Annotated in this window: 26 protein-coding genes and 1 pseudogene; 17 read left to right on the forward strand and 10 right to left on the reverse strand. The window is 64.6% G+C overall.

The features are described 5' to 3' along the window. From AXW67_RS43185 to AXW67_RS17290, 3 genes are all read left to right on the forward strand, one after another. Positions 1-187, forward strand: a 187-nt coding sequence (locus AXW67_RS43185; RefSeq protein WP_201723681.1) for a hypothetical protein, incomplete at its 5' end; no start/stop codon positions are given. Beyond that, entirely contained in the window at positions 184-1,269 is a 1,086-nt protein-coding gene (locus AXW67_RS17285) for a HupE/UreJ family protein (protein WP_063678839.1), read from the forward strand. The genes AXW67_RS43185 and AXW67_RS17285, both read left to right, overlap by 4 nt. A 247-nt stretch (positions 1,270-1,516) precedes the next feature. Then, positions 1,517-2,401 carry an NAD(P)-dependent oxidoreductase gene (locus AXW67_RS17290; protein WP_063678840.1) on the forward strand — a complete coding sequence of 295 codons (885 nt, stop codon included), beginning with the start codon at positions 1,517-1,519 and terminating at the stop codon, positions 2,399-2,401. Positions 2,402-2,482: 81 nt separating this feature from the next. Here AXW67_RS17290 and AXW67_RS17295 read toward each other — a convergent pair whose 3' ends face one another. After that, positions 2,483-3,166 (reverse strand): GntR family transcriptional regulator, encoded by a 684-nt coding sequence (locus AXW67_RS17295; protein WP_063678841.1) that lies wholly within the window; start codon positions 3,164-3,166, stop codon positions 2,483-2,485. Between the two features lie 158 nt (positions 3,167-3,324). Here AXW67_RS17295 and AXW67_RS44110 point away from each other — a divergent pair. The 5 genes and pseudogenes from AXW67_RS44110 to AXW67_RS17310 form a co-directional block, all read left to right on the forward strand. Beyond that, on the forward strand, positions 3,325-3,567 hold a 243-nt coding region (locus AXW67_RS44110; protein ID WP_245315589.1), incomplete at its 3' end, for an FAD-dependent oxidoreductase. A gap of 1 nt (position 3,568) precedes the next feature. Beyond that, a pseudogene (tcuA, locus tag AXW67_RS17300) lies at positions 3,569-4,700 on the forward strand (FAD-dependent tricarballylate dehydrogenase TcuA); the annotation flags it as partial. Next, positions 4,687-5,793 carry a tricarballylate utilization 4Fe-4S protein TcuB gene (gene tcuB, locus AXW67_RS17305; RefSeq protein ID WP_063678842.1) on the forward strand — a complete coding sequence of 369 codons (1,107 nt, stop codon included), beginning with the start codon at positions 4,687-4,689 and terminating at the stop codon, positions 5,791-5,793. The pseudogene tcuA and the gene tcuB, both read left to right, overlap by 14 nt. Positions 5,794-5,926: 133 nt before the next feature. Continuing rightward, positions 5,927-6,085: a DUF5993 family protein gene (locus tag AXW67_RS43190; protein WP_027552833.1), complete on the forward strand. Its 159-nt coding sequence runs from the start codon at positions 5,927-5,929 to the stop codon at positions 6,083-6,085. Positions 6,086-6,110: 25 nt separating this feature from the next. Beyond that, complete coding sequence (locus AXW67_RS17310) at positions 6,111-6,668, forward strand: disulfide bond formation protein B (RefSeq protein WP_245283945.1); 558 nt, start codon at positions 6,111-6,113, stop codon at positions 6,666-6,668. Positions 6,669-6,786: 118 nt separating this feature from the next. Here the strand turns inward: AXW67_RS17310 and pncB are convergent, their stop codons facing one another. Both pncB and AXW67_RS17320 read right to left on the reverse strand, forming a co-directional pair. Then, positions 6,787-8,091, reverse strand: a complete 1,305-nt coding sequence (pncB, locus tag AXW67_RS17315; protein WP_027552835.1) for a nicotinate phosphoribosyltransferase — start codon at positions 8,089-8,091, stop codon at positions 6,787-6,789. A 79-nt stretch (positions 8,092-8,170) separates the two neighbouring features. After that, the gene (locus AXW67_RS17320) at positions 8,171-9,091 is read right to left on the reverse strand and encodes a LysR family transcriptional regulator (RefSeq protein ID WP_063678843.1); all 921 of its coding nucleotides are present in this window, start codon (positions 9,089-9,091) and stop codon (positions 8,171-8,173) included. Positions 9,092-9,193: 102 nt separating this feature from the next. On the opposite strand from AXW67_RS17320, the gene pcaH reads away from it, so the two are divergent. After that, positions 9,194-9,988 carry a protocatechuate 3,4-dioxygenase subunit beta gene (gene pcaH / locus AXW67_RS17325; RefSeq protein ID WP_063678844.1) on the forward strand — a complete coding sequence of 265 codons (795 nt, stop codon included), beginning with the start codon at positions 9,194-9,196 and terminating at the stop codon, positions 9,986-9,988. Positions 9,989-9,993: 5 nt separating this feature from the next. After that, positions 9,994-10,620, forward strand: a complete 627-nt coding sequence (pcaG, locus tag AXW67_RS17330; RefSeq protein ID WP_063678845.1) for a protocatechuate 3,4-dioxygenase subunit alpha — start codon at positions 9,994-9,996, stop codon at positions 10,618-10,620. A 24-nt stretch (positions 10,621-10,644) separates the two neighbouring features. Here pcaG and AXW67_RS17335 read toward each other — a convergent pair whose 3' ends face one another. Further along, positions 10,645-11,256, reverse strand: a complete 612-nt coding sequence (locus tag AXW67_RS17335; protein WP_063678846.1) for a LabA-like NYN domain-containing protein — start codon at positions 11,254-11,256, stop codon at positions 10,645-10,647. A 411-nt stretch (positions 11,257-11,667) separates the two neighbouring features. On the opposite strand from AXW67_RS17335, the gene AXW67_RS17340 reads away from it, so the two are divergent. Beyond that, the gene (locus AXW67_RS17340) at positions 11,668-12,054 is read left to right on the forward strand and encodes an SPW repeat protein (protein ID WP_063678847.1); all 387 of its coding nucleotides are present in this window, start codon (positions 11,668-11,670) and stop codon (positions 12,052-12,054) included. A gap of 29 nt (positions 12,055-12,083) precedes the next feature. Here AXW67_RS17340 and AXW67_RS17345 read toward each other — a convergent pair whose 3' ends face one another. Then, the gene (locus tag AXW67_RS17345; RefSeq protein WP_063678848.1) at positions 12,084-12,989 is read right to left on the reverse strand and encodes a helix-turn-helix domain-containing protein; all 906 of its coding nucleotides are present in this window, start codon (positions 12,987-12,989) and stop codon (positions 12,084-12,086) included. 51 nt (positions 12,990-13,040) lie between these two features. Between AXW67_RS17345 and pobA the strand changes: the two genes are divergently transcribed. Next, positions 13,041-14,213 carry a 4-hydroxybenzoate 3-monooxygenase gene (pobA, locus tag AXW67_RS17350; RefSeq protein ID WP_063678849.1) on the forward strand — a complete coding sequence of 391 codons (1,173 nt, stop codon included), beginning with the start codon at positions 13,041-13,043 and terminating at the stop codon, positions 14,211-14,213. A 115-nt stretch (positions 14,214-14,328) separates the two neighbouring features. Here the strand turns inward: pobA and AXW67_RS17355 are convergent, their stop codons facing one another. The 5 genes from AXW67_RS17355 to AXW67_RS17375 all read right to left on the reverse strand — a co-directional run bounded on the left by AXW67_RS17355 (position 14,329) and on the right by AXW67_RS17375 (position 19,586). Beyond that, positions 14,329-14,685: an Mth938-like domain-containing protein gene (locus AXW67_RS17355; RefSeq protein ID WP_027552843.1), complete on the reverse strand. Its 357-nt coding sequence runs from the start codon at positions 14,683-14,685 to the stop codon at positions 14,329-14,331. A 168-nt stretch (positions 14,686-14,853) separates the two neighbouring features. Continuing rightward, positions 14,854-15,147 (reverse strand): GYD domain-containing protein, encoded by a 294-nt coding sequence (locus AXW67_RS17360; RefSeq protein ID WP_063678850.1) that lies wholly within the window; start codon positions 15,145-15,147, stop codon positions 14,854-14,856. A gap of 283 nt (positions 15,148-15,430) precedes the next feature. Continuing rightward, positions 15,431-17,581, reverse strand: a complete 2,151-nt coding sequence (locus AXW67_RS17365) for a CHASE2 domain-containing protein (RefSeq protein ID WP_063678851.1) — start codon at positions 17,579-17,581, stop codon at positions 15,431-15,433. Positions 17,582-17,599: 18 nt separating this feature from the next. After that, positions 17,600-18,268, reverse strand: a complete 669-nt coding sequence (locus AXW67_RS17370) for a hypothetical protein (protein WP_063678852.1) — start codon at positions 18,266-18,268, stop codon at positions 17,600-17,602. Between the two features lie 181 nt (positions 18,269-18,449). Beyond that, positions 18,450-19,586, reverse strand: a complete 1,137-nt coding sequence (locus AXW67_RS17375; protein ID WP_063678853.1) for a response regulator — start codon at positions 19,584-19,586, stop codon at positions 18,450-18,452. Positions 19,587-19,855: 269 nt separating this feature from the next. On the opposite strand from AXW67_RS17375, the gene AXW67_RS17380 reads away from it, so the two are divergent. From AXW67_RS17380 to AXW67_RS17400, 5 genes are read left to right on the forward strand one after another with little or no spacing between them, the layout of a single operon-like run. Further along, positions 19,856-20,179, forward strand: coding sequence for an STAS domain-containing protein (locus AXW67_RS17380; RefSeq protein WP_027552848.1), 324 nt, complete (start codon positions 19,856-19,858; stop codon positions 20,177-20,179). Beyond that, the gene (locus AXW67_RS17385; protein WP_063678854.1) at positions 20,179-20,544 is read left to right on the forward strand and encodes a response regulator; all 366 of its coding nucleotides are present in this window, start codon (positions 20,179-20,181) and stop codon (positions 20,542-20,544) included. The genes AXW67_RS17380 and AXW67_RS17385 overlap by 1 nt, the downstream gene beginning before the upstream one ends. Then, on the forward strand, positions 20,541-22,613 hold the full coding sequence (locus tag AXW67_RS17390) for a chemotaxis protein CheA (RefSeq protein WP_063678855.1): 2,073 nt from the start codon (positions 20,541-20,543) through the stop codon (positions 22,611-22,613). Before AXW67_RS17385 ends, AXW67_RS17390 begins: the two co-directional genes overlap by 4 nt. Beyond that, positions 22,610-23,074 carry a chemotaxis protein CheW gene (locus tag AXW67_RS17395; protein ID WP_145927675.1) on the forward strand — a complete coding sequence of 155 codons (465 nt, stop codon included), beginning with the start codon at positions 22,610-22,612 and terminating at the stop codon, positions 23,072-23,074. Before AXW67_RS17390 ends, AXW67_RS17395 begins: the two co-directional genes overlap by 4 nt. Before the next feature lie 45 nt (positions 23,075-23,119). Beyond that, on the forward strand, positions 23,120-24,817 hold the full coding sequence (locus AXW67_RS17400; protein ID WP_063678857.1) for a methyl-accepting chemotaxis protein: 1,698 nt from the start codon (positions 23,120-23,122) through the stop codon (positions 24,815-24,817). Positions 24,818-24,837: the final 20 nt, after the last annotated feature.

Here is a 24,837-nt window from a genome sequence, read left to right on the forward strand (position 1 = left end):
GAGCCTCATCGTGCTGGTCTTCGCGCGCGATGCGGCGGCGCCGCTGGCCAGGCTCGAGTTCGGCGCATCCGCCGACAGTCTCGACCGCTATGCGCGGCTCGCGCCCGATGGTGCGGTGGTCACCGTGGCCGAGTTCGAGATGCACCGCTTGACGGAGCTGCTCCGTGCCGTCGGAGCGGGATCATGAACTTGCTTCGCCTCCCGCTGCTCGGCGTGGTTCTGCTCAGCTTCGCCCTGCCGGTACGCGCGCACCAGGTCAACCTCTCGACGGCGCGCGTGGCGCTGACCGCCGACCGCGCCGTGACCGTCGAGGTGGCGCTCAAGGGCAGCGATGTCGACCGGCTCGTCGGCACGAATGTCTATGACGCAAAGGCAGATGCGGTCGATCCGGCCGCGGTCGACGCGGCCGCGGCCTCAATTCTTGCCTATCTGAAGGCGCATCTCGCCGTGACCGCGGTCGACGGCACGGCCTGCGCGGCCGGGACTGCCGCGATCCTGGCTGATGGAGACGGCGTCATCTATCGCAACAGCTTTGCCTGCGCGGGCGTCGCCGGCGACATCGTCTATCGTTCCACCGTGCTGACCGAGAAGGATCCGACCGCGCGCCAGGTGGTGCTGGTCGTGCAGGGCAAGTCAGAGGCCCAGGCGCTGCTCGACGCCGGCAATACCACCGTCACGCTCTCGGCGCCGGCGCCGCCGCTATGGTCGACTATGCAGCGCTATCTCCTCACCGGCATCGTGCACATCTTTCTCGGCTACGATCATATCGCCTTCTTGATCGCGGTCGTGCTGTGGGCGCGCCGGCTCATTCCGGTCATCAAGATCGTCACCGCCTTCACCATCGCCCATTCCATCACGCTGTCGCTAGCGGCGCTCGATCTCGTCGTCATCCCAAGCCGCATCGTGGAGCCGGCGATCGCGGCCTCGATCGTGTTCGTGGCCGTCGAGAATTTCTTTTCGCGCGACATCGACAGCCGTTGGCGCGTGGCCTTTCTGTTCGGGCTGATCCATGGCTTCGGCTTTGCCGGCGCACTGAGGGAGGTCGGCCTGCCGACGAATGCGATCGTGCCGGCGCTTGCGGCCTTCAACATCGGCGTCGAGATCGGGCAGGTCGCGATCGTCGCGATCGTGCTCCCGGTGCTCGGCCTGTTCGATCGGCTGTTCGCGCCCGATCGCGCCAAGCCGGTGAGGGCGACCGGGCTGGTCTATGCCGTATCCGCGGTGATCACGCTGCTCGGCGGCTACTGGCTCTTCACGCGCGCGTTCTAGGCCTGACGTCGTAGCGGCATTTTCCGGCGAATTTCATCATCCTGCATTCTGGCGCATTGGTGCCCGGCGGTCGCACGACAGGGATGCGTGTCCCATGGATTGAGCTCGCGCGCGAGGCCGGTATAGAACGAGAATGGAAATAGAATATTGTCCTGTTGAATAGAACAACGATCGAGCGACGGAGTCAGTGGAAACCGAGCGTCAGAGCGATCCACCCGGCCGCCGCGAGCGTTGGGGAGAGCATGAAATGTCTGGATTGATCGGATTCATCGGTCTCGGTGTGATGGGCGAGCCGATCTGCCGCAACCTGTTGCGCAAGAGCGGCAGTACGGTGCTGGCGTTCGATCTTGCCGCGGATACGCTGGCGCGGATCGTCGCTGACGGCGCAACTGCGGCCAAATGCGTTGGTGATGTCGTCAGCGGCAGCGAGATCATCTTCCTGTGCCTGCCAAGCGCCAGGCATGTGCTGTCGGCTTTCGAAGACGGCATCCTGCCCTCGATCAAGAGCGGGCAGACCGTGATCGACCTCGGCACCTCCGAGGTGGGCATGACGCGCGAGTTCGCCCGGCAACTGGCGGAGAAGGGCGCGCTCTGGGTCGATGCGCCGATTGCCCGGACGCGTCAGGCGGCGCAGGACGGCACGCTCAGCGTCATGGTCGGCGCGACGCCGGAGCAATTTGCCAAGGTCGAGCCGCTGATCCGGCATTTCGCCACCGATGTCACCCTCTGCGGCGACACCGGGGCGGGGCAGGTGATTAAAATCCTCAACAACATGGTGCTGTTCGAGACGGTCAACGCGCTCGCGGAAGCCGTGGCGGTCGCCAAGCACAGTGGGGTCGAGCCAAGACTCCTGTTGGAGACGCTGTCGAAGGGCTCGGCCGACAGTTTTGCGCTGCGCAACCACGGTATGAAGGCGATCATCGCCAAGGAGTTTCCGTTGCGGGCCTTCTCGACCGCATATGCGATGAAGGACCTGAGCTATGCCCTGGCGCTCGGTGACGCGGCTGGCCTGAACCTTCGCGGCGCGGCATTGATGCGCACGATCTTCCAGGAGACGATCGACAGGGGCTTGAGCGATGCGTACTTTCCGGTGATTGCAAAGCTAATCGACCCTTCCGGATTCCCCCAATAGGAGACTGCATGGCTTGGCCCGGTGTCGCCGCCGTCGTAATGCGGGCGCGCGTCCCGTGCGTCGAGCGAGGCAATAGGCTGCTCACTGCTTCTGCAGGAGCTTCAGCCGGCAGCGCAACGCTTCGCGGATGTGCGCGCGTGCGAGGTTTTCGGCCTTGTCGCCGTCGCGTGCCGCGATGGCGTCGATGATGGCCCGATGTTCGCTGTGACTGGTCGTCGGTCGTCCCGTCACGGTGAAGGTTGTCGGTCCCAGCAGGGCGATCCAGTCCTGCAACTCGCGGGACGCGTTGTCGAGATAGCGGTTGCGCGCAGCACGGCAGATGGCCTCGTGGAAGGCGCGGTTGAGCCTTGGCATCTCGGCCGGGTCGGTCTCTGAGGCTTCGGTGAACGCCTGCTCGATATCCCTGAGCGCGTCGACCTCTGGTGCCGAGGCGTGCTCGGCGGCAAGGCGTGCGGCAGCGCCTTCCATGATCTCGCGCATGGCATAGAGCTCGAGCACCTCGGAAATGTCGAGGTTGCGCACGATCAGCCCGCGGCCGCCGGCGGGCTCGACGAAGCCGCGCGCCGCAAGCCGGCCAAGCGCTTCCCGCACCGGTGTGCGGCTGACCTTCAGCCGCTGCGCAACCTCTTCCTCGCGCAGGCGGTCGCCGGCGCGGTAGCTGCCGGCCTGAAGCGCCTCGCACAGCGAGCGGAACACGGCTTCGCCCAGCGCGAGGCCGGCGCCGCGCGCGATCGATCCGCCTGCCTTTGCCGGGCGTCTGGCCATGCATCCTCGCGGGTTGCCGAGCGCATCCTGCCCATGCACAGATGCCGCTTGCGCCGCATATGTATATCTTTGTATACAAAAGTACGCAATAGCGTCCGGCTTGACCGAAGTCGTCGTCGGGCAGAATGTCTCCAACATCGTCGTATCGGACGGACGGAATGGGCAGCAAATACGACGTGCTGGTGATCGGCGGTGGCAATGCGGCGCTGTGCGCTGCGATCGCCGCGCGGCGCGGCGGCGCCTCCGTCCTCGTGCTCGAAGGCGCGCCAAAGTTCTATCGCGGCGGCAACACGCGCCACACCCGCAACATGCGCTGCGCCCACGATGCCGCGACCGCGATCCTGACCGGCCCGTACACCGAGGAAGAGTTCTGGAAGGATCTGCTGCTCGTTACCGGCGGGNCGCCCGCCACATGATCCGCGAGTCCAAGGACATCCTGAACTGGATCGTGGAGCAGGGTGTTCGCTGGCAGCCCTCGCTCGGCGGCACGCTGAGCCTCGGCCGCACCAACTCCTTCTTTCTCGGCGGCGGCCGCGCGATGTTGAATGCGCTGTATCTCACCGCCGAACGGCTCGGCGTCGAGGTCGCATACGATGCCGAGGTGATCGACCTCGTGATCGAGGATGGCATGTTCCTGGCCGCCCGCGTCAAGCGGCCGATCAATGGCGAGACCGAGATCCGCGCGACCTCGCTGGTTGCGGCCGCCGGCGGGTTCGAGGCCAATATCGAGTGGCTGAAGGAGCATTGGGGCGATGCCGCCGACAATTTCCTGATCCGCGGCACGCCCTATAATCGCGGCTCGATCCTGAAGATGCTGCTCGAAAGGGGCGTGCAGGAGGTCGGCGATCCCACGCAGTGCCATGCGGTCGCGATCGACGCCCGCGCGCCGAAATTCGACGGCGGCATCATCACGCGCCACGACTCCGTCGTGTTCGGCATCGTCGTCAACAAGCACGCGCAGCGCTTCTACGACGAGGGCGAGGACATCTGGCCGAAGCGCTACGCGATCTGGGGTCGGTTGGTGGCGGCGCAGCCCGATCAGATCGCCTACATCATCTTCGACTCGACCGTCGTCACCTCGTTCATGCCGACGCTGTTCCCGCCGATCGCGGGACGGACGGTCACCGAGCTCGCCGGCAAGCTGACGCTCGATCCGGCAGCGCTGGAGAAGACCATCGCCGAATTCAACGCCGCGGTGCGGCCCGGTAAGTTCGACCACACCATCCTGGACGACTGCCGCACCGAGGGTATCACGCCGCCCAAGACGCACTGGGCGCGGCGGATCGAGACGCCGCCCTATCTCGCCTATCCGGTGCGGCCCGGAATCACCTTCACCTATCTCGGCACGCGCGTGAACAAGGAGGCGCGCATGCTGATGAAGGGCGGCAAGCCATCGGCCAACATGTTCGCGGCCGGCGAGATCATGGCCGGCAACGTGCTCGGCAAGGGCTATGCCGCCGGCATCGGCATGACCATCGGCAGCGTGTTCGGGCGGATCGCAGGACGGGAAGCGGCGAAACATGCACGGAACTAGGATTCTCGACGAAGCCGACCGTCTGATGACGGTCTGCAATTCCTGCCGCTACTGCGAGGGGCTGTGCGCGGTATTTCCCGCCATGGAGATGCGCCGCGCCTTCTCCGATGGCGATCTCAACTATCTCGCCAACCTCTGCCATGCCTGCGGCGCTTGCTACGTCGACTGCCAGTTCTCGCCGCCGCACGAATTCAACGTCAACGTCCCGAAGACGCTGGCGGTCGCGCGCGCCGAGTCCTATGCGGCCTATGCCTGGCCGCGGGCGCTCTCCGGCACCTTTGCGCGCAACGGTCTCGTGATCAGCGTCATCGCCGCGCTCAGCATGGCGGCCTTCATCCTCGGCTTCGCCGCGCTGAACGACCGCGGCGTGCTGTTTGGCGTGCATACCGGGCCGGGCGCGTTCTACAGGCTGATGCCGCACAACGCGATGGCCGCGCTGTTCGGCGCCGCATTCCTCTATGCCATCCTTGCGCTGGTGATGAGCGTGCGCGCGTTCTGGCGCGACATCGGCGAACCCATTGGCGGCCGTGCCGATGGTGGTTCGATCTTCCAGGCGATCCGCGATGCCGGAGAGCTGCGCTATCTCCATGGTGGCGGCGTCGGCTGCTACAATGAGGACGACCGGCCGACCGATCGGCGCAAGCTCTATCATCACCTCACCTTCTACGGCTTCCTTCTCTGCTTTGCCGCGACCTCGGTCGCCACGCTCTACCATTACCTGCTGGGACGCGAGGCGCCGTATCCGCTGTGGGACCTGCCGGTCCTGCTCGGCACGCTTGGCGGCATCGGAATGATCGCCGGACCAGTCGGGCTGTTCGTCGCCAAGAAGCAGCGCGCTCCCGAGCTGCTCGACGAGCAGCGCTACGGCATGGATGTCGGCTTCATCGCCATGCTGTTCCTGACCGGCGCTACCGGCATGGCACTTTTGATCCTGCGGGAGACGGCCGCGATGGGGCCGCTGCTCGCGCTGCATCTCGGCGCGGTGTTCGCGCTGTTCATCACCATGCCCTACGGCAAGTTCGTGCACGGCATCTACCGCTTCGTGGCGCTGGTGCGCTACGCGCAGGAGCGGCGTGGCGAAGCCGGCTCCTGAGTGACGGCCCGGGGCCTGGCGGCGGCCTGGCCGGCCTACGATGTGCTCCATATGGGGAGCCGAATCGCAGTGATATCGTATATGTCTTTGGGCCTGCTCGCGCAGAGAGCGATCGATCGAGGAGCCCGTGCTCATGTACATGTTTCTGCCTTTTCTGCTGGCGCTGGCAAGCTGCGCCTGCCTCTGGCGTTCGCGCGCGGGATTGGCCTATTTGCTCTGGAGCGCAACGGGCGTCGTCACGGTCGCATGGTTCTTCCACCACGCGACGGATTCGCTGAACTTTTCCTTCTGACGGCGTAGAGATGGGCACTACGAAAATGAGCAAGCAACGACCCCCCGGCGCGATATTGAATATGCTCGGGGTGCTTGGGATCTCGTTCGTTCTGACGGTCGCATTCTACTATCAACTTGCGCTCGGCGAGTTGCCCTGTCCGCTTTGCCTGCTGCAACGGGCCGGGTTCATCGCGATCGGCGTTGGGTTCCTGTTCAACGTGCGCATCGGCGAGCGTGCGTCGCACTACGCGATGATTCTCGTGGGCAGCCTCGTCACCGGCTTCATTTCGATCCGGCAAGTGTCGCTGCATCTCGCGCCGGGCGATCGTGGATACGGCTCGACGCTGTTTGGGCTGCACTTCTACACGTGGGCGCTCATCGCGGCGGTCGGGGTCGTGGGCTATGTCGCGCTTCTCTTCGTCGTGAAGGACGTGGCTGGCAAGCGGGACGACGCCGGGGATGCGCCCATGAACGGACTGGCATCGAACGCGGTATTCGCGATCTTCGCGTTGTTGATTGCCGCAAATCTCGCATCCACCGTGCTGGAGTGTGGAGCGGGTCAGTGCGACGATAACCCGGTTCGCTATCTACTGCTGAAGTGACCGGGGCCAGCCTCGTCGCAAATGCCGCAAATCCGGAACTGGCGCGGCATTCGCGCGCCGGTGCCTCGAATTCTGCGTAAACCGTTTAGTTGAATGAAGGAAATTCGGCCTGCGGCGGCTAGACCAACACGGGCGTGCGCACGCGGCCGGCATCGCCGAACACGCGCAGGTAACGCTCGATCTCCGATGGCATGCCGGTCGCCTTCTCCGGATTGTCGGAGAGCTTCACCGCCGGTCGCCCATCGACCGACGACACCTTGCAGACCAGCGAGATCGGATCGAGGTTGAAAGAGCCGTCCGGCCCGCAGCCGACGAAATCGTTGGTGAGGTTGGTGCCCCAGCCGAACGATAGCCGCACACGGCCGGCGAAATGGTGATAGGTGTCCTCGATCGAGCCGACGTCCATGGCGTCGGAGAAGACGAGCAGCTTGTCCCTGGGATTGCGGCCCTTCGTCTCCCACCATTTGATGATCTCTTCGCCGGCCTGGATCGGCGGCGCGCTGTCGGGGCGGAAGCCGGTCCAGTCGGCGACCCATTCCGGCGCGTCGCGCAGGAAAGCCTTGGTGCCGAAGGCGTCGGGGAGCGCGATCAGGAGATTGCCGCCATAGGTCTGGCGCCACTGGTCGAGGATGCGATAGGGCGCCCAGCGCAGTTCTTCGTCGTCCTTGGCGAGCGCGGCCGCGACCATCGGCAGCTCGTGCGCGTTGGTACCGATCGCTTCGAGGTCGTTGTCCATGGCGAGCAGGACGTTGGACGTGCCGATGAAGGATTGTCCGAGCCCTTCCTTCACCGCCTCGACGCACCAGCGTTGCCAGAGGAAGCCGTGGCGGCGGCGCGTGCCGAAGTCGGACAGCCGCAGATTCTCGAGCTTGCGCAGCCGCTCGACCTTGGTCCAGAGCTTGGCCTTGGCGCGGGCGTAGAGCACGTCGAGCTCGAACCGGCCGCGGCCCTTCATCGCCGCGCGCGAGCGCAGCTCGTTGAGGATGGCGAGCGCCGGAATCTCCCACATCGTGGTGTGGGTCCATGGCCCGTGGAAATGCAGCTCGTACTGGCCCTGGACCTTGCGCAGCTCGTATTCGGGCAGGCGGAATTCGGCGAGCCAGCGGATGAAATCGGCCGAGAACATGTGGGTCTTGCCGTAGAAGGTGTTACCGGCAAGCCAGATCAGCTCTTTCTTGGTGAAGCGGATGGTGCGGGCATGGTCGAGCTGCGCGCGCAGCTCGCCCTCGTCGATGATCTCGGCGAGCCGCACATGGCGCGAGCGGTTGATGACCGAGAAAGTCACCTTCTGACTCGGATAGGATTCCCGAATCATCTGCAACATCAATAACTTGTAGAAGTCGGTATCGAGCAGGCTGCGGATGATGGGATCCAGCCGCCAACTATGATTGTAGGTCCTGCTCGCAATATCGGTCACGGTCATGGGGGAATTCTAGCGTGCCTGTCGCGGCGCAACCAGTGGGTTCCGCGAAGGGGTAGGCTTCCGTGGGGTGGGGCGAAGCTCAGTCTCCGGCCGCCGTCGCTGCGACGGTCTCGAGCTGGCTTCGGATCCAGCGGTGGGCCGGGTCCTTCTGATAGCGCTGGTGCCAGACCATGAACATCGGCAGCTCGGCCAGCGAGCGCGTGCGCGCCGCCAGCGGAATCGGTGTTTGGGCGAAGCCGCGCATTACGCCGGAGGCGAGCAGCCTCGGCATGCTCGCGAGCATCTGCGAGCCGTGCAGGAAGGACGGCACGCCGGAAAAGCTCGGCACGGAAATCGCGATATCGCGGTGAAGACCGTTCGCCGCCAGCCGGCGGTCGAAATCGAGCCGCTCATTGTCGGTGTAGACCACGGTGATGTGGCGGGCCGCGAGATAGGCGGCGCGGCTCCCCGGCGCGGCGCGCGCCTTGGGATCGTGGTAGCAGACGTAGTGATCGCTGAGCAGGCGCTTCTGCACGATGTCGGCGCCGGACGGCGGCAGCGGCGTGATCAGGAGGTCGCAGCGGTTCTCGCGCAGCGTTGCAGGCGAGGGCGACTGCGAGGGAATCACGCGCAGGTTCAGGCTCTTCACCTGTGCCGCGACATGTCCGAAGAATCGCGGCAGCAGCAGATCGCGCTGGAAATCGTTGGCGGCGATCGTCAGCGAGAGCTGCGCGCGCGCCGGCTCGAAGGTGATGCCGCCGGCAAAGCTTCGCATCTCGTCGATCAGCGCGCGCGCCTTTGCGGCCAGCGCCTGGGCGTGGGCGGTCGCGACGATGCCGCGCCCGGATTTGGCGAACAGCGGATCGCCGGCGATCCGCCGCAGCTTGTTGAGCCCGTGGCTGACTGCCGATTGGGTCAGGCCGAGCCGCGTCGCGGCTGCCGTCACCGAGCCTTCCTCCAGTACGGCGAGGAACAGTTCGAGCGCGTGGCCGTCGATCGCCAAATGATCGATTTCTTTCATGGAATTGATTATAATCGATCTATTTATCTTGAGAATAGGCGGGGCCATGATCTCCCGATAAGCCGCGCCCGGACCCGGGCGCCAGAGGGAGAGACAACGCCGATGAACGCCCAGGCGCCAATTGCTGCCTTGCAGGATCCCCGCCTCAACCGCGCCGAGCCATTCGCGCCGCCGCTTCGCGATGGGGGCTTCTTTCAGCGCGATCGCTCCATCCATCCGCCGGCGCATGCGCCCGGCTACAAATCCTCGGTGCTGCGCTCGCCGCGCCAGGCGCTCTTGTCGCTAGAGAACTCGATCTCGGAAATCACCGGGCCGGTGTTCGGGCACAATGGTCTCGGCCCGCTCGACAACGATTTGATCCGCAACTACGCCAAGGAAGGCGATCCCGTCGGCGAGCGCATCATCGTCCACGGCCGCGTGCTGGACGAGACCGGCCGCGGCGTGCCGAACACGCTGGTCGAGTTCTGGCAGGCCAATGCCGGTGGCCGCTACCGGCACAAGAAGGACACCTATCTCGCGCCGATCGATCCGAATTTCGGCGGTTGCGGCCGTGCGCTGACCGACGACACCGGCTACTATTACTTCCGCACGGTGAAGCCCGGGCCCTATCCCTGGCGCAACTACGTCAATAGCTGGCGGCCCGCCCACATCCACTTCTCGGTGTTCGGCTCGGGCTTTGCACAGCGGCTGATCACGCAGATGTATTTCGAGGGCGATCCGCTGATCCCGGTCTGCCCGATCCTGACGACAATTCCGGACAAGGACGCGCTCGACCGCCTGGTCGCTCCGCTCGATCTCAACGCCTCTACGCCGTTCGATTCGCTCGCCTACCGCTTCGATATCGTCTTGCGCGGGGCGCGTTCCACCTATTTCGAAAACCGCACCGCAGGAAACTGAGCCAAATGCCGCAGCCGCTCAACTACCTCAAGGAAACCGCCTCCCAGACCGCCGGGCCTTACGTCCATATTGGCCTCATCCCGGCGATGGCCGGCTTCGACATCTTCGAGAAGAACTTTTCGAACGTCCTGGTGACGCCGAGCACGCAAGGCGAGCGCGTCACGCTCGAAGGCCGCGTGCTCGACGGCACCGGCTCACCGCTGCGCGACGTGCTGCTGGAGATCTGGCAGGCCAACGCGGCCGGTCGCTACAACCATCCGGCCGATCGCTCCGCCGGCGCCCTGGAGGAGGATTTTCGCGGCTGGGGCCGCGCGGGATCGGATTTCGACAGCGGTCTCGTCACCTTCGAGACCATCAAGCCCGGCGCCATCACCGACAAGATGGGGCGCAAATGCGCGCCGCACGTCAATGTCTGGATCGTCGCTCGCGGCATCAATATCGGGCTGAACACGCGGCTCTATTTTTCGGATGAGGAAGCGGCCAACGCCGCCGATCCTGTGCTCAACCTGGTCGAGCCGCCGGTCCGTCGGTCGACGCTGATCGCAAAACGCAGCGAGCGCGGCGGCAAAGTCGTGTATTCCTTCACGATCAATCTGCAGGGACCGGAGGAGACGGTGTTCTTCGACGTCTGACGATCCGACGGCCGTCCCGCGGGATCATTCCACCCGGTCGCCGCGATTGATGATTCCGCGCGCGAGGAATTGCGGCGGCTGACGCAGCTCGCGCGATCCCGGCCGCTCGGCCGGATCGCGCCCCACTTTGGGTTTCAATTCTGCCAAATCGATGAAGACGTCCGCCTGCCGGCGCAGTTCGTCGGCGACCATGGGCGGCTGTGTGGAGAGGCTGGACACGACCGTCACGCGGACGCCGTGGCGTTGCAGGGCTTCCACCAGGGAGCGAAAATCCCCATCGCCCGAGAACAGCACGATCTGATCGACCTGTCCGGCGAGCTCCATCGCATTCACGGCGAGGTCCACATCCATGCTGCCCTTCACCTTGCGGCGGCCGGTGGTGGCGTCGACGAACTCCTTGGTGAGCTTTTTGACGACGGTGTACCCGTTATAGTCGAGCCAATCGATCAGCGGGCGGATGGACGAGTATTCCTGATCCTCGATCACGGTGGTGTAGTAGAAGGCCCGCAGCAGCCTGCCTCGGCCCTGAAATTCGCCGAGCAGACGCCTGTAATCGATATCGAAGCCGAGCGCCTTGGAGGTGGCATAGAGATTGGAGCCATCGATAAAGAGTGCGATCTTCTCAATCGAAGACATTCTGCACAAATCCCCAGTTCCGCATAAAAGCCGGCGGGTTCGGCCACCAGGGCTCGGTGTGTCGGCCGCGACAACACAGGACGCCGATGGCTTGCTGAAAAAGCGGCGCAGACGACCGGACAGGGGGTGGTCGTCTTGCGCCAAGGTTAGGGAGGTAGATGCCACCAGCGCCAGGGCGCCGAATGCAGCCACGCTAAGGCGTGCGCATTCCCTGCTCAATTGTACGGAGGTTAAGGGTCTCTATCCAAAGGATAGGACGCTATATACGAAGGTAAGTGGCCGCGCCGGCAACAAAGGCCGTTGTGGTTCGCAGCAGGCCCCCAACCAAAGTCTATCCGTGCGAAGCCCGCTGGTCCGGAACCAAACCCGCTCCGAATGATTCCCTCGGCATGTCCATCGGAGAGGTATGTCATGAGCAGGTTGCAAGAGCGCGAAACCGTCCCTGACGTCTACAACCTATTTCTCGCCGCCGTACTCTTCATATCGCCGTGGCTGTTCAAGCTGACGATCAGCCAGGGCAGGATTGATATCTGGGTGACGAGCGCAATCATCGGTATCCTCTCGCTGGCTGCCATCATCGCCTATCGCGACTGGGAGGAGTGGATCAACGTGTTGATGGGCGTTTGGCTCATCGTGTCGCCCTGGCTCCTTGGATTTGCGCACACACGCGCGATGCACCTCAGCATCGGCTTTGGTGTCGTCATCGTGCTGCTGGCGTTGCTCGACCTCTTTCTCCACTATGAAAAGTCGCATCCCGACGAAATGGAATCCCGGGAAGGGAGAGCGCAGCAGCAGTGAACGGTGCGCCTGGTCTTTCGCCGGAGGCGTCAGCCCTCATTGCCATGCAACTGCGCGCGAAAGGCACGCGGGGATAGCCCGGTGGCGGCGGCATAGACGCGGCTGAAATAGGCGGGATCCTCGAAGCCCAGCGTATACGCGATCGTCGAGACCGGCAGATTGGTGTAGACGAGGTTGCGCCGCGCCTCGCGGATCAGCCGGTTGAGGATCAGGTGAGAGGCGGTATCGCCGGTTGCAGCCCGCGTCACGCGGTTGAGATGCGTCGGCGTGATCGCCAGTTCCCGCGCATAGTCCGCGACGCTCCAGCGCTCCAGATGGTGCTGCTCGAGCAGCGCCTCGAAGCGGCGGAACAGGCCGGATTCGGCCGTTCCATTGCCACCGCTCTCGCTCGTCAGCGCGCGCGCCACGAGCCCGATCATGGCCGCCGACAGCGCGCGGAGCACATGGGCCCGGCCGAAATTGCGCGCGGCGTGTTCGGCAAAGATCTGCTTCATGGTAGCGCGAATCTGCGGCGTGCCGCGGACCACGGCCGATCGCGACAGCGCGCCGCGCAGGCCTTCCGAGGCGAGCAGCGCCTCGTCCAGGATTTCCGCGGCAATGGTCAGCACCCAGCCTTGCGTGCCCGGCAGGAAGCGGAAGCCGTGGACGTGGCCGATCGGCACGTTGACGATCTGCATCGGCCTCAGCGCCACCACGCGCCCGTCGAGCGTCGCCTCGCCGCCGCCGCGTTCGATCAGCAGCACCTGGTGCAGCCGGGCATGCCGGTGCACGGCCAGTGTCCAGTCGTGCAGCACCGAGCGCGACGCGATCGTCTCGCAATGCACGACGTCGGGCAGATCGCCGGACTCGCCGAAGAGGTTGTAGACCCGGATGGCCGGGGCAGGGGCTGCGGTTCTCATGTTCGAATAGTACAAGACAAAGGCCAATCCCTCCATCCGTTTACAGCCTGGAATCTGCAAAATATGTGCAGACGGGAGGACGGAAAAATGAAAGTTCAGGTCTGCATCATCGGCGGTGGCCCGTCCGGGTTGCTGTTGTCGCAGCTTCTGCACCTGAAGGGCATCGACACGGTCGTGCTGGAGAAATACAGCCGCGAGCACGTGCTCGCCCGCATCCGCGCCGGTGTGCTCGAGCACGGCTTTGCCAAGCTGATGCGCGAGGCGCAATGCGGCGAACGGATGGACCGCGAGGGCGAGATCCACGAAGGTTTCGAGATCGCCCATGACGGCGTGCTCTCCCGCATCGATCTGCACAAGCATTCCGGCGGCAATTCCGTCCTGGTCTACGGCCAGACCGAGCTGACGCGCGACCTCTACGAGGCGCGCGACCGGCACCGCGGCAAGGTCGTGCACAATGCCGAGGACGTGACGCCGCATGACCTCACCTCGGACAAGCCGTTCGTGACGTATCGTTTGAACGGGGAAACTATCCGGGTCGATTGCGACTACATCGTCGGCGCCGACGGCTTTCACGGCGTCAGTCGCAGATCGATCCCGAAGGACCTGCTGCGCGAATATGAGAAGGTCTATCCGTTCGGCTGGCTGGGAGTGCTGTCACGCACGAAGCCGGTCTCGCCGGAGCTGATCTACGTGAAGCACGAACGCGGCTTCGCGCTGTGCTCGATGCGCTCGCAGGTCCTGAGCCGCTACTACGTCCAGGTACCGCTCACCGACAAGGTGGAGGGCTGGTCCGACGACGCGTTCTGGGCAGAGCTGAAGCGGCGTCTGCCGGACGAGGTCGCTGGCCGACTGATCACAGGACCGTCGATCGAGAAGAGCATCGCGCCCTTGCGCAGCTATGTCGCCGAGCCGATGAGCTATGGTCGTCTGTTTCTCGCCGGCGATGCCGCCCATATCGTGCCGCCGACGGGCGCGCGTGGGCTCAACAGCGCCGCCTCCGACATCTACTATCTCTATCACGGCCTGCTCGCGCACTATCAGAACGGCGATGATTCTGGCCTCGAGGGCTACTCGGCGAAGGCGCTGGCGCGGATATGGAAGGCGCAGCGCTTCTCCTGGTGGATGACGATGATGCTGCATCGCTTCCCAGACCGTTCCGAGTATGAAGACAGGCTGCAGCAGACGGAGCTGGAATATCTGTTCTCGTCCGACACCGCGCAGCGCCTGCTCGCGGAGAATTATGTGGGGTTGCCGTTTTAGGCGGGGGCGAGCTGGCAGGAACGGTGCTCTCTCACCCTCCCCCTCCAGGGGAGGGTGAACGAGGCCGCTACTTCCCTTCCAGCGTACTGCCAGGCCCTTCTTGGGGGTGGATGGCTCAGCACGTTACGTGAAAGAGACCAATCTTCCTGGCGTGCGAGTGGTTGAACGTATGAATTGCCTTGGGGGTCGGTTCGAGCAGGACTGCGCACCCCTTCTTCGCAAAATACGCCTCCGCTTCCGGCGATAGATGCACATTGCCCATCTGGCCCGACCCTAGAATGAGCTGCTCGCATCCGTCCTCAAAGACGAATTTCGCCTCGTCCTTCGAGAGGACGTGCGAGGTGCCGTAGTACTTCTTCGATAGATTTTTCTTTCGCTTTGCCACTTCGCCAGACAGGCGAATGATCACGTCGTGTTCATAGGTCTTTCCGTCAATCGTGATCGTGCCGAACGTCGTGCCTTCGATCTCCATGGCCTGACCTCCTCATGATGTCGGCACAAAGTCTCGCCTCAGCTTCAGTATCAATGTCAGAAGTGCCCCCCGATCGCACCTCATCGAGGCGCCGACCGGCGGGTACCGAAATCACGGCTGCGCCACTCCGCCGGACTGTGCCCAGTCCCGTCGAGACTCCGAAGCCGCTTACGGGAGCTCGGATATCAGCTTGGTCCACTCGGCCTCGGTCCAGGCGCGTGAGGTGCTGGTGCGCACATTGCCGAGGGAGCCGAGCGCAAGCGCGAATTTTGTGATGTGGTCGCCGAGCGGTGCTTCAGCGAGGACGAGAATGTCATGTGCGCCGGAGGTGAGATAAATGTCCTTGATCTCGACCCCGACTTTCTTGGCGAGCTCCTTCGCCGCCTGGCTGCGCTTGGGAGCATCCCTGACATTCCGAATTCCCTGGTCGGTCCAGTCGATCGTCAGTATGAAGGTCGCCATGTCGATCCTCCCTGAGGTGCACGTGCGCATTGCCTGCCGCGCGCGGCGGGCCAATCTGCTTCATGTTGAAAAATTGAGGGAGCGCCACAAAGGTTGGCGCCGCTTTTCAGACTGCGATGCCTGCCGACGGCCTGCTCGCTGCCCATTCCGGCAACCGGCGACGTCGGCCCGTCCCGTCTCGAAGGGCAGCTCGCTATACACTACGCCATGTCATGGGCCCGAAAAAGAGGGCTCTCCAGGTTGTGACCGGCAGCGCGCGACTGCCGATCGGCGTGAGGGCCCGCTATTTTCCTTCCAGCGTATTGACCGGCATCCAGTCCGGCGCCGGCGGATTCGCGGCGAGCGCTTGGGCGCGTTTTGCGAACAGAGCTGATGGCGGATCGATCTCTGCTGCCCGCTCGAATGCTTCGACTGCCTTGGCAAAGTTCCGTGCGCGCCAGCACGTCAACCCTTCCGCGTAGGCCACGGTCACTTTCTTATGCTCGGTGCTCTCGGCCCCCGTCTCCGCCAGCGGCTCGAACACCTTGATCGCTTCGCCACGGCCCAGCACCCTGATCGCATCGAGCTCGCGCCAGGCGAAGGTCTCGCCCGTCTGCGCCATCGTCGTCTCCGAGGCCATGATCGCGGTGCCGTAATATTTGTTGGCGCCTTCCAGCCGCGAGGCGACGTTCACGGTGTCGCTCATGACGGTGTAATTGAAGCGGCGCCGGGAGCCGATATTGCCGACTACGGCTTCTCCGCTGTTCAGCCCGATGCGGTGCGACAGGCCGCGGCCTGCGAAGGCTGCGTTACCGGTGTTGAGCTCGGTCAGCTTCTCGTGGCACTTCAGGGCGGCGCGGACTGCATTGCGCGCGTGATCGGGATCGTCGACCGGAGCGCCGAACATGGCGACGATGGAATCGCCGATATATTTGTCGACATAGCCGCCGTGGCCCTCGATGATGTCGGTCATGGCGGACAGGTATTCGTTCATCAGCGCCACTAGCTCGCCCGGCGTCATCTTCTCGGCGATGGAGGAGAAGCCGCTGAGGTCGGAGAAGAACATGGTGACATTGCGCATCTCGCCGCCGAGCGCCGGCATCTTGCCCGAGGCGACCATGGTGTCGATCACCTCAGGCGCGAGGTAGAACGCAAAGCTCTTGCGCAGGAACCGCTCCTCGCGGTCGGCGATGACGAAGCGGTAGCCGATCATCATCGCGACCGCGGCAAGGCCGGCCAGCGCGGGCTCCGTCAGAGGCAACGCCAAGGCTCGAACGAACAGACCCACGGCCAGCGCAGCATAAACGGCTGTGAGCGCGACGTACGTCGCTAGCGCGCTGGCTGGCGCGAGCATGCAGGCCGCGCAGGCGATGATCGCTGCGAACAGGATCGTGAGCGCGGTCCGCAGCGGAAAGCCGAGCTCCGTCACCGCATCGCGTTCCATCAGATTGCGGACTGCGGTGGCGTGCACGAAGACGCCGGCGATGTCGCTGCGCGGCGCGCTTGCGATGCGTGCCGGAGTGGGCAGGGCGCATCGCGCGGCCGGCGTCCCGTCATGTCCGCCGGAGAGGCGCATCGAGGTCAGCTTGCGGTCTTCGAAATTGAGGATCGTGCCGAGCAGAACCACCTTGCCGTCGAAGGCGCGGCGAAAGAAATCCTGGTCACCTTTCTCGACGCAGGCGCGCAGGTCGGCGAAGGAGAACGTCGGGACCTCGCGGCCCAGCCCCCGGAAATTGAGGGTCAGCGTGTTCGGCTCCGCGCTCGGAATCGCGTAGCCGCCAAGCGTCATCGCACCATCAGGTGCAAACTCAGGCTTCGCGTCCAGTGCGTGTGACGCGAGCTCGACAGCCATCGCCGGGACCGGTCTGCCTTCAACGGCAAAACTCAGCGGCATCCGCCGGATGACGTCGTCGGTGTCGGTGTGGACGTTGAGGGCGCGAATGTTGTTTCGCACCGCCACTTGCTGCGCGCGGTAGGGCACGTCAGGGTGGTGGTTGCTCAGGATCTCGCCGAGCACCAGCTTGCCGGAATCGGAGGCCTGCCGCAGCGCGATCAGGTAATCCCGGTCAAAGCCCTTCATGCGCGCGCCGAGTGGCGCCTCGCCAAACGGGATCTCCGACTGCTCGATCGAGCTGGGAAAGATCACGTCGAAGCCGACCACCTTTGCGCCGCCGTCGATGATGCTGGCGAGCACCCGGCCGATCTCGCGCGTCCAGGTCAGTGTCGGCGATCCCTTGAAGGGCGGCGTGTCGTAGGTCTCGCCGTCGATCGCCACGACGACGACCGGCGAGGCGGCGGGATCGCGGCGGTCACCGACGAGCTTGCCGCGCAGCGCCGTGAGGATGTCGAGCGACAGACCTCGCAGGGCGTGAAGCGGAGGGGAGGTGAAGACCGCACCCGAAAGGAGTGCGATCAGGATTGCTGCAACGATGTCCCGCCTGCCGATCCGCCGCATCGCGCCGTCGCGGATCGCTTATTCGAGCCGCAGCAGGCGCCCGACGATCGGCGTCGACGATGAAGTCGCGCTGGCATCGACCTGGAACGTGTAGCGCTTGGCGCCAAGGATGGCGAGATAGGTGCCGCCCGGCGTCAGCGACTTCCCGGCCTTGGCAAAATCATAGAACTTGCCGCCTTCCATGATCTCGCTCTTGAGCGGCACGCTGATCGTTGGCTCCTTGCCGTCGGTGCGCTCGATGACCAGCGTGCTGCCGCTCTTGGCCTGGACCATGGGCGAGACGCCGTAGATCGTCGGCAGCTTGGCGGGAGCGCCCTTGGTGTCGGATCGCATGGTGCGGAATGTGGTCGCCGCACTCTGGTTCGCCTGGCGTTCGGAGAGCTGCGCGGCGTTGGTGTCGCAGGGCACCTTGACCCGCTGCACGTCCCCGAGCTGCACCGTGCTCTGGTCGGAGCCGACCAGGACGACGCCTTCGCTGATCGTTTCGCGCAGGCAGGATTTGAGATAGCTGAGCGTGACGCTCGCCTTCGGCCCGAGCTTGATGATCTTGCCCGGGGCCACATAGTCCATGAATGCGATGCCATCGACCTTGCCCTGCACGTCCTCGACGATTGCGGCCGGCGTCTGCGCGACCGCGGGCACCGCGAGGCAAAATACGCCGACAATGGCGCCGATCAGGCTTCTCATGGGCTTTCTCATCCAATTCGACTGTACGCGATTGATCCCCGTCGGTCCGATCCTTAGCAGCGGCTGGCGCAGCCAAGTGTGACCGGAATCACTCTTGGTATTGGTGCACATTATATGGAACTGGTTCAAACACCGAGGGGAAGGCCCGGGTCGTGGCGAACCGGTCGGCGGAAAGGCCGGATCAGGCCGGAGAGACCTCGGGCGGTCGGTTTCCGTCCGGGCGGCTCTCGGCCGCTTCTTCCATGACAGGTGAGAGAGTGGCCTCGGATTTCTGGAACGGAGCCGTGCTCTGCCCGGCGGCGATCGCCACGACCTCGTCCCAGCGCGACAGAAAGGCCTCAACGCAGGCCGGGTCGAATTGTCGCCCCTGGTTCTCGCCCAGGTAGTTGCGCGCCACCTCGAGCGGCATCGGCTCTTTATATGGCCGCCGCGTCGTCAGGGCGTCGAAGACGTCGGCGACCGCGACCACGCGCGCGGCGATCGGAATCTCGTCTTCCTTCAGGCCGCTCGGATAGCCCGTGCCGTCCCAGCGCTCGTGATGGCCTGCGGCAATTTGCGCGCCGAGCTGGATCAGCTCGCAGGTGGAATCAGCCAGGATACGCTCGCCGATCGTCGCATGGGTGCGGATCACCGCCATCTCTTCGTCGGTCAGTCGGCCGGGCTTGAGCAGGATATTGTCGGGAATGGCGACCTTGCCGACATCGTGCAGGGGCGCGGCCAGATAGATGTCGCGGCAGAGCCGCGCCGGCAGGCCGAGCTGCTCGGCGATGATACGGCTGTATCTGGCGACCCGCAGCGTGTGCTCCCCGGTATCGTTGTCGCGGTATTCGACCGCGAGCGCGAGCCGGAGGATGATTTCCTCCTCGCGCTCCCCGAGCTTCTGGGTCGCAGCCGCGACTGCATTGGCCAGATCCGCGGCACGATCGTTCTGCTTGCGGACGGCGACGCCGAGCCGGATCAGGTTGCGCAGGCGCACCGTCATCTCGACGCTCTGTGGCTGCTTGGGCAGGAAATCGGTGGCGCCGGCTTCGAGCGCCTCCATCTTGACGTCGTCGGTCTGCCGCGAGGTGATCATCGCGATCGGGATGTCGGCGCAGCCGGGCAGGGTACGGAAGGCGCGGATGAAGCTGATGCCGTCCATATGGGGCATCTCGTAGTCGACCAGCACGAGATCGAAAGCGCGCTCGCGCGCGCAGGCGAGCGCATCGACGGGATCGAGGAAGGTGGTGGCCTCGACCAGCCCCTCAGCCTCGATATGACGTTGCAGGAAGTTGAGGACGGAGCGGCTGTCATCAACCAGAAGCGCTTGAGTCAGCATCGGCGGCCCGGGCTCTCTTCGCTGGCGTCGGCACGAGCCCGAGGCATAGCCCGGTGGAATTTAACGCCAAGCAAATGCGCCGGCCGGGCAAGGCTGCCGGGGATATGCACGCTTCGCATGAGATTTCGGCAGGCTATGCACCTTTGCGTGCGGTTGCGCGAAGTCCGCGGGAATGTGACCCGTAGTTGTACGGACCACCCCGTTAGGAGTTTCCTCATTCGATTCGCGTCAAACGTGTATCGGAATTTCAAGCAAAGGCGGGTGCAGCGATGTCGCTCAATCCCACGGAGCCGAAGTGGTCGTTGCGGTTGCCCGCCGACTGCAGCATCGCGGCCATTCGCAGCGTCTATGACCTCATTCGCGAGGCGTTCGGCCGGCAAGATCGGCTCGAAATCGACTGCTCCAGCGTCGACAAGGCCGACGTGACGTCGATCCAGCTCCTGCTGTCGACCGCCAAGACGGGGGCGGCCCAGGGGCGTCCCGTCGTCCTGACCTCGTTTTCCCAGTCTCTGCGCAACACCCTCCGCCGCGCCGGATTCGCCAGCGAGGCGATGATCGATCAGCATTTCCCGCAAAAGAAAGATGGCACCTGATGGCCACGATTCTGACCGTCGATGATTCCCCCAGCATTCGGCAGATGATCAAGGTCGTGCTCGAGCCGGCCGGTCACAGCGTGATCGAGGCCGGCGACGGTGCGCAAGGCCTCGCCAAGGCGCAGGCCGGCAAGCTCGACCTCGTGATCACCGACCTTAATATGCCTGTCATGAACGGGCTGGAGCTGATCCGGGCGCTCCGCAAGCTGCCGGGCGCCGTCGGCATGCCCATCGTGTTCCTGACCACCGAATCCAACGATGCGGTGAAGCAGGAAGCGAAGAGCGCCGGCGCCACCGGCTGGATCACCAAACCCTTCAAGCCCGAGCAGTTGCTCGCCGTCGTGGCCAAGCTGGTGCGCGCATGAGCGCGATGGACCCGACCGAGGTCTTTCGCCAGGAAGCCAGCGAGCTCTTCGAGGTCCTGGAAGGTGCTCTGCTCGATCTTGGTCAGCGTCCCGACGACCGCGAGCTGGTCGATTCCGCCTTTCGCGCCCTGCACACGATCAAGGGCTCCGGCGCCATGTTCGGCTTCGACAAGGTCGCCTCCTTCACCCACGAGTTCGAGACCGCGTTCGATCGCGTCCGCAAGGGGGAGATCAGGCCGACGCAGGAGCTGATCTCGGTCGCGCTCGCCGCCAAGGACTACATCCGCGCGCTGATCGAGGATCCGCAGTCGACCGATGATATCATCGGTGAAGCGATCCTCGACGACCTCAAGCGTTTCGTGTCGTCCGACCGGCTGGAGGCTCCGGCTGCAGAGGTCGCGGAAGCGCTGGCCCCGGCCGAAAGCAAGCAGGCCGGCTGGCATCTCTATCTGGAATTCGAATCCCACATCCTGCGCAACGGATCGAATCCGCTCGATCTGCTGGAAGATCTCTGCAAGCTCGGCCCCTGCTTCGTCGTGCCGATCACCGACGGCGTGCCGTTTCTCGACGAGATGGACCCGGAAGACTGCTATCTGAAGTGGGACGTCAAGCTACACGCGGCCTGCGACAAGGACGCGATCGACGACGTCTTCATGTTCGTGCAGGACGAGATGAAGCTGACGCTCTCGCCGCTGGAGCATGTCGAAGCGCCCGCTCCAGTGCCCCTGTTCCAGCTCCTCGACGAGGAGCCGATGCCGCCTCCGGTGATGGAGAAGACCGCCCCAGCGGCCGAGGTTGCTGCGGCACCGGTCGTCGACGAACCCGAGCCGAAATCCGAGATCAAGCGTGAGGCGCCGGTGCGCCGCGAGGAAGCCAAGCGCGAAGAGCGCGGCATCGCCACCGTACGTGTCCAGGCCGAGCGCCTCGACGAGCTGATGGACCGCGTCGGCGAGCTCGTGATCGCGCAGGCGCGGCTGACGCAGCTGGCCTCGGCCGGCTCTGATCTCTCGATCAAGTTGATTGCCGAGGAGATCGAGCGCCTCGCCTCCAGCCTGCGCGACACCACGATGGGCGCGCGCATGGTGCCGATCGGCTCGCTGTTCGGCCGCTTCCGCCGCCTCGTGCACGACCTGTCGCGGGATCTGTCGAAGCCGGTCGAGTTCGTCACGTCGGGCGAGGACACCGAGCTCGACAAGACCATGATCGAGTGCCTTGCCGATCCGTTGGTGCACCTGATCCGCAACGCCATCGATCACGGCATCGAGGACACCGCGACCCGTGCCGCCGCCGGCAAGACCGAGCAGGGCCGGATCGAGCTCGCCGCCGTCCATTCCGGCGCGCAGGTGCTGGTCACCGTCAAGGACAATGGCGGCGGCCTCAACACCGCCCGCATCCGCGCCAAGGCGGAAGAGCAGGGCCTGATCGCGGCCGGGGCTGCGCTCACCGACCACGAGATCCACCAGTTCCTGTTCCATCCCGGCTTCTCCACCGCACAGACCATCTCGGCGCTGTCCGGCCGCGGCGTCGGCATGGACGTGGTCAAGCGCACCATCGAGAACATGCGCGGCTCGATCGATCTGTCGACCAGGCCGGGCCAGGGCACCACCGTAACGCTGCGCCTGCCGCTGACGCTCGCGATCATCGAGGGCCTCCTGATCCGCGTCGGCGAAGGCCGCTACATCATTCCGCTGTCGGCGGTGGAGGAATGCGTCGAGCTGAAGGCCGAGGACGAACGGTCGCGCGGCCGCAACTTCCTCAACGTGCGCGGCAACCTCGTGCCGTTCCTGCGCCTGCGTGAGCTCATGACCGCATCCGGCACGCCGGACCAGCACCAGAAGACGATCATCATCTCGACCGGCGAGACCCGCGTCGGGCTGGTCGCCGACCAGATCATCGGCAACCACCAGACCGTGATCAAGTCGCTCTCCAAGCTGCATTCGGACGTCACGATCTTCTCCGGCGCGACCATCCTGGGCGATGGCACGGCGGCGCTGATCCTCGATGTCGCGCAGCTCGTTGCGCTGGCGCAGTCGAAGGTCGAAAAGCAGCACATCAGCGAGGCGGCATGATGAACCTGGGGCAGGCCGGCGAGCATCAGGCCGACGCGATGCAGGTCGTGATGATCGGTCTCGGCGAGGAGAAGTTCGCGCTCGACGCGGGCCTCGTGCGCGAGATCATCGATCCGGTGCCGGTCACCAAGGTCGCCGGTGCACGGTCGTTCGTTCCGAGCGTGATCAACGTGCGTGGCAACGTCATTCCGCTGGCGGACCTGCGCATCCGCTTCGGCATGCCGCAGACCGACACCTCCGCCGATACGCGCATCGTCGTCATCGAGATCCAGATCGACAACAAGCCGGTTCTGGTCGGCGTGACCGCCGACAAGGTCTACGAGGTCACGGAAATCTCGCAGACCGACGTGCAGCAGACGCCGCGTGTCGGGATGCACTGGAAGCCGGAGTTCATCCGCTTCATCACCAAATGGCGTGAAGAGTTCGTCATCGTTCCCAACATGGAACGCATTCTGAATTGAGATTAAGTCCCACGGGCGGGACTTGAGGTTTTTGGGAGGCTGGAAATGAGGTTTACGGTCAAGGCAAAGCTGGCCAGCGCATTCGGCCTGGTCATCATCCTGTCCATGGTCGCCGGTGGCGTCGCCTACATGAAGCTCGGCGACATGATGGCGACCGCAGACAGCATGGTCCTGCGCGCCAAGCGCATGGAAAAGGCCACCCAGATCGAGAAGGATATCCTGCTTCAGCTCCGGGCAGAGAAGAATGCCATTCTCGGGACCGAAGCCGATGCCGAACAGTTTGCCGCCGACGCTGCCAAGCGTCGCGAGCAGGCGATGAAGACCCGGGATGAGGTCTACGCTCTGGCGAGCGAAGCCGGCAAGAAGCTGCTCGACACCTTCGCCGGCGCCTACGCCAAGATGAATGCGTACCAGGAGGAAACGATCCGCCTGGCGAAGACCGACAAGGCGAAAGCGACCGAGCGCTCGATGAACGAGGGCCGCAAGGTCGTCGCGGACGCCTTGGAGTCGATGGGCGCATATGTTGAAAACACCAAGAAGCAGATGGCCGATCAGGCCGTCCAGTCGAAGGAAGAGGGGCACCAGGCGCAGTTGATGCTGGTGACGCTGCTGGGCGTGTCGCTGATGGTCGCGATCGGTGCGGCGCTGTGGATTTCGATCTCGATCAGCCGTTCACTCGGCCGCGCGGTCGGTCTTGCCGGCGCGGTGGCGAACGGGGATCTCAGCCAGACCATTCCTTCCGCCAGCAACGATGAGATCGGCGACCTCGTCAGGTCGCTGAACGTGATGGTCGAAAAACTCCGGCAGATCGTTGCGGAGGCCCTCACGGCTGCACAGAACGTCTCCGCCGGCAGCCAGGAACTCTCGGCGAGCGCCGAGCAGCTCTCGCAAGGCGCGACCGAGCAGGCTTCGTCTGCGGAAGAGGCCTCTTCTTCCATGGAAGAGATGGCCTCGAACGTGAAGCAGAACGCCGACAACGCCAACCAGACCGAGAAGATCGCGGCGCAATCGGCCAGGGATGCCGAAGCCAGCGGCGCCGCCGTAGGGCGCGCCGTCGAGGCGATGCAGACCATCGCCGAAAAGATCACGATCGTGCAGGAGATCGCGCGCCAGACCGACCTGCTCGCGCTCAACGCGGCGGTCGAGGCCGCGCGCGCCGGCGAGCACGGCAAGGGCTTTGCGGTGGTCGCTTCCGAGGTGCGCAAGCTCGCCGACCGCAGCCAGGCTGCCGCCGCCGAGATCGGCACGCTTTCGACGGAAACCGTGAAGGTCGCCCGCGAAGCCGGCGGCATGCTGTCCCAGCTCGTGCCCGACATCAAGAAGACCGCCGAACTGGTGCAGGAGATCACGGCGGCCTGCCGCGAGCAGGACGTCGGCTCGGCCCAGATCAATCAGGCGATCCAGCAGCTCGACAAGGTCGGCCAGCAGAACGCCAGCGCGTCCGAGCAGGTGTCGTCGACCTCCGAGGAACTGGCCTCGCAGGCCGAGCAGCTCCAGTCGACCATTTCGTTCTTCCGGATCGATCACGCTACGCGCAAGGACGTTGCCCCAGCCGCGCCGATCGACCGTGCCGTCGGCCAGCTCCGCGCCAAGGCAGCGCACATGGCGGCGGCCGATCGCGGCAAGAAGAAGCCTGCGCCCGCGCGCCAGCCGGCACGGGCCCTGAAGGTCGCCGGTGGCGGCGGCTTCGCCTTCGACATGGACGATCGCGAGGACGATCGCGACGCCGAGTTTCAACGCTGACCAACCGGTCCGGCCTCGTG

It is taken from the genome of Bradyrhizobium neotropicale, assembly GCF_001641695.1.
In the GTDB taxonomy this organism is placed as follows: Bacteria; Pseudomonadota; Alphaproteobacteria; order Rhizobiales; family Xanthobacteraceae; genus Bradyrhizobium; species Bradyrhizobium neotropicale.

Coding starts and splice junctions, on each gene's coding strand:
- pobA (WP_063678849.1), top strand. CDS start 13,041: ATGAAAGTTCAGGTCTGCATCATCGGCGGTGGCCCGTCCGGGTTGCTG.
- AXW67_RS17340 (WP_063678847.1), top strand. CDS start 11,668: ATGAGCAGGTTGCAAGAGCGCGAAACCGTCCCTGACGTCTACAACCTA.
- pcaH (WP_063678844.1), top strand. CDS start 9,194: ATGAACGCCCAGGCGCCAATTGCTGCCTTGCAGGATCCCCGCCTCAAC.
- AXW67_RS17395 (WP_145927675.1), top strand. CDS start 22,610: ATGATGAACCTGGGGCAGGCCGGCGAGCATCAGGCCGACGCGATGCAG.
- AXW67_RS43190 (WP_027552833.1), top strand. CDS start 5,927: ATGTACATGTTTCTGCCTTTTCTGCTGGCGCTGGCAAGCTGCGCCTGC.
- AXW67_RS17365 (WP_063678851.1), bottom strand. CDS start 17,581: ATGCGGCGGATCGGCAGGCGGGACATCGTTGCAGCAATCCTGATCGCA.
- AXW67_RS17390 (WP_063678855.1), top strand. CDS start 20,541: ATGAGCGCGATGGACCCGACCGAGGTCTTTCGCCAGGAAGCCAGCGAG.
- AXW67_RS17345 (WP_063678848.1), bottom strand. CDS start 12,989: ATGGAGGGATTGGCCTTTGTCTTGTACTATTCGAACATGAGAACCGCA.
- AXW67_RS17295 (WP_063678841.1), bottom strand. CDS start 3,166: ATGGCCAGACGCCCGGCAAAGGCAGGCGGATCGATCGCGCGCGGCGCC.
- pcaG (WP_063678845.1), top strand. CDS start 9,994: ATGCCGCAGCCGCTCAACTACCTCAAGGAAACCGCCTCCCAGACCGCC.
- AXW67_RS17360 (WP_063678850.1), bottom strand. CDS start 15,147: ATGGCGACCTTCATACTGACGATCGACTGGACCGACCAGGGAATTCGG.
- AXW67_RS17320 (WP_063678843.1), bottom strand. CDS start 9,091: ATGAAAGAAATCGATCATTTGGCGATCGACGGCCACGCGCTCGAACTG.
- AXW67_RS17290 (WP_063678840.1), top strand. CDS start 1,517: ATGTCTGGATTGATCGGATTCATCGGTCTCGGTGTGATGGGCGAGCCG.
- AXW67_RS17370 (WP_063678852.1), bottom strand. CDS start 18,268: ATGAGAAGCCTGATCGGCGCCATTGTCGGCGTATTTTGCCTCGCGGTG.
- AXW67_RS17385 (WP_063678854.1), top strand. CDS start 20,179: ATGGCCACGATTCTGACCGTCGATGATTCCCCCAGCATTCGGCAGATG.
- AXW67_RS17285 (WP_063678839.1), top strand. CDS start 184: ATGAACTTGCTTCGCCTCCCGCTGCTCGGCGTGGTTCTGCTCAGCTTC.
- AXW67_RS17335 (WP_063678846.1), bottom strand. CDS start 11,256: ATGTCTTCGATTGAGAAGATCGCACTCTTTATCGATGGCTCCAATCTC.
- AXW67_RS17375 (WP_063678853.1), bottom strand. CDS start 19,586: ATGCTGACTCAAGCGCTTCTGGTTGATGACAGCCGCTCCGTCCTCAAC.
- tcuB (WP_063678842.1), top strand. CDS start 4,687: ATGCACGGAACTAGGATTCTCGACGAAGCCGACCGTCTGATGACGGTC.
- AXW67_RS17400 (WP_063678857.1), top strand. CDS start 23,120: ATGAGGTTTACGGTCAAGGCAAAGCTGGCCAGCGCATTCGGCCTGGTC.
- AXW67_RS17310 (WP_245283945.1), top strand. CDS start 6,111: ATGAGCAAGCAACGACCCCCCGGCGCGATATTGAATATGCTCGGGGTG.
- AXW67_RS17380 (WP_027552848.1), top strand. CDS start 19,856: ATGTCGCTCAATCCCACGGAGCCGAAGTGGTCGTTGCGGTTGCCCGCC.
- AXW67_RS17355 (WP_027552843.1), bottom strand. CDS start 14,685: ATGGAGATCGAAGGCACGACGTTCGGCACGATCACGATTGACGGAAAG.
- pncB (WP_027552835.1), bottom strand. CDS start 8,091: ATGACCGTGACCGATATTGCGAGCAGGACCTACAATCATAGTTGGCGG.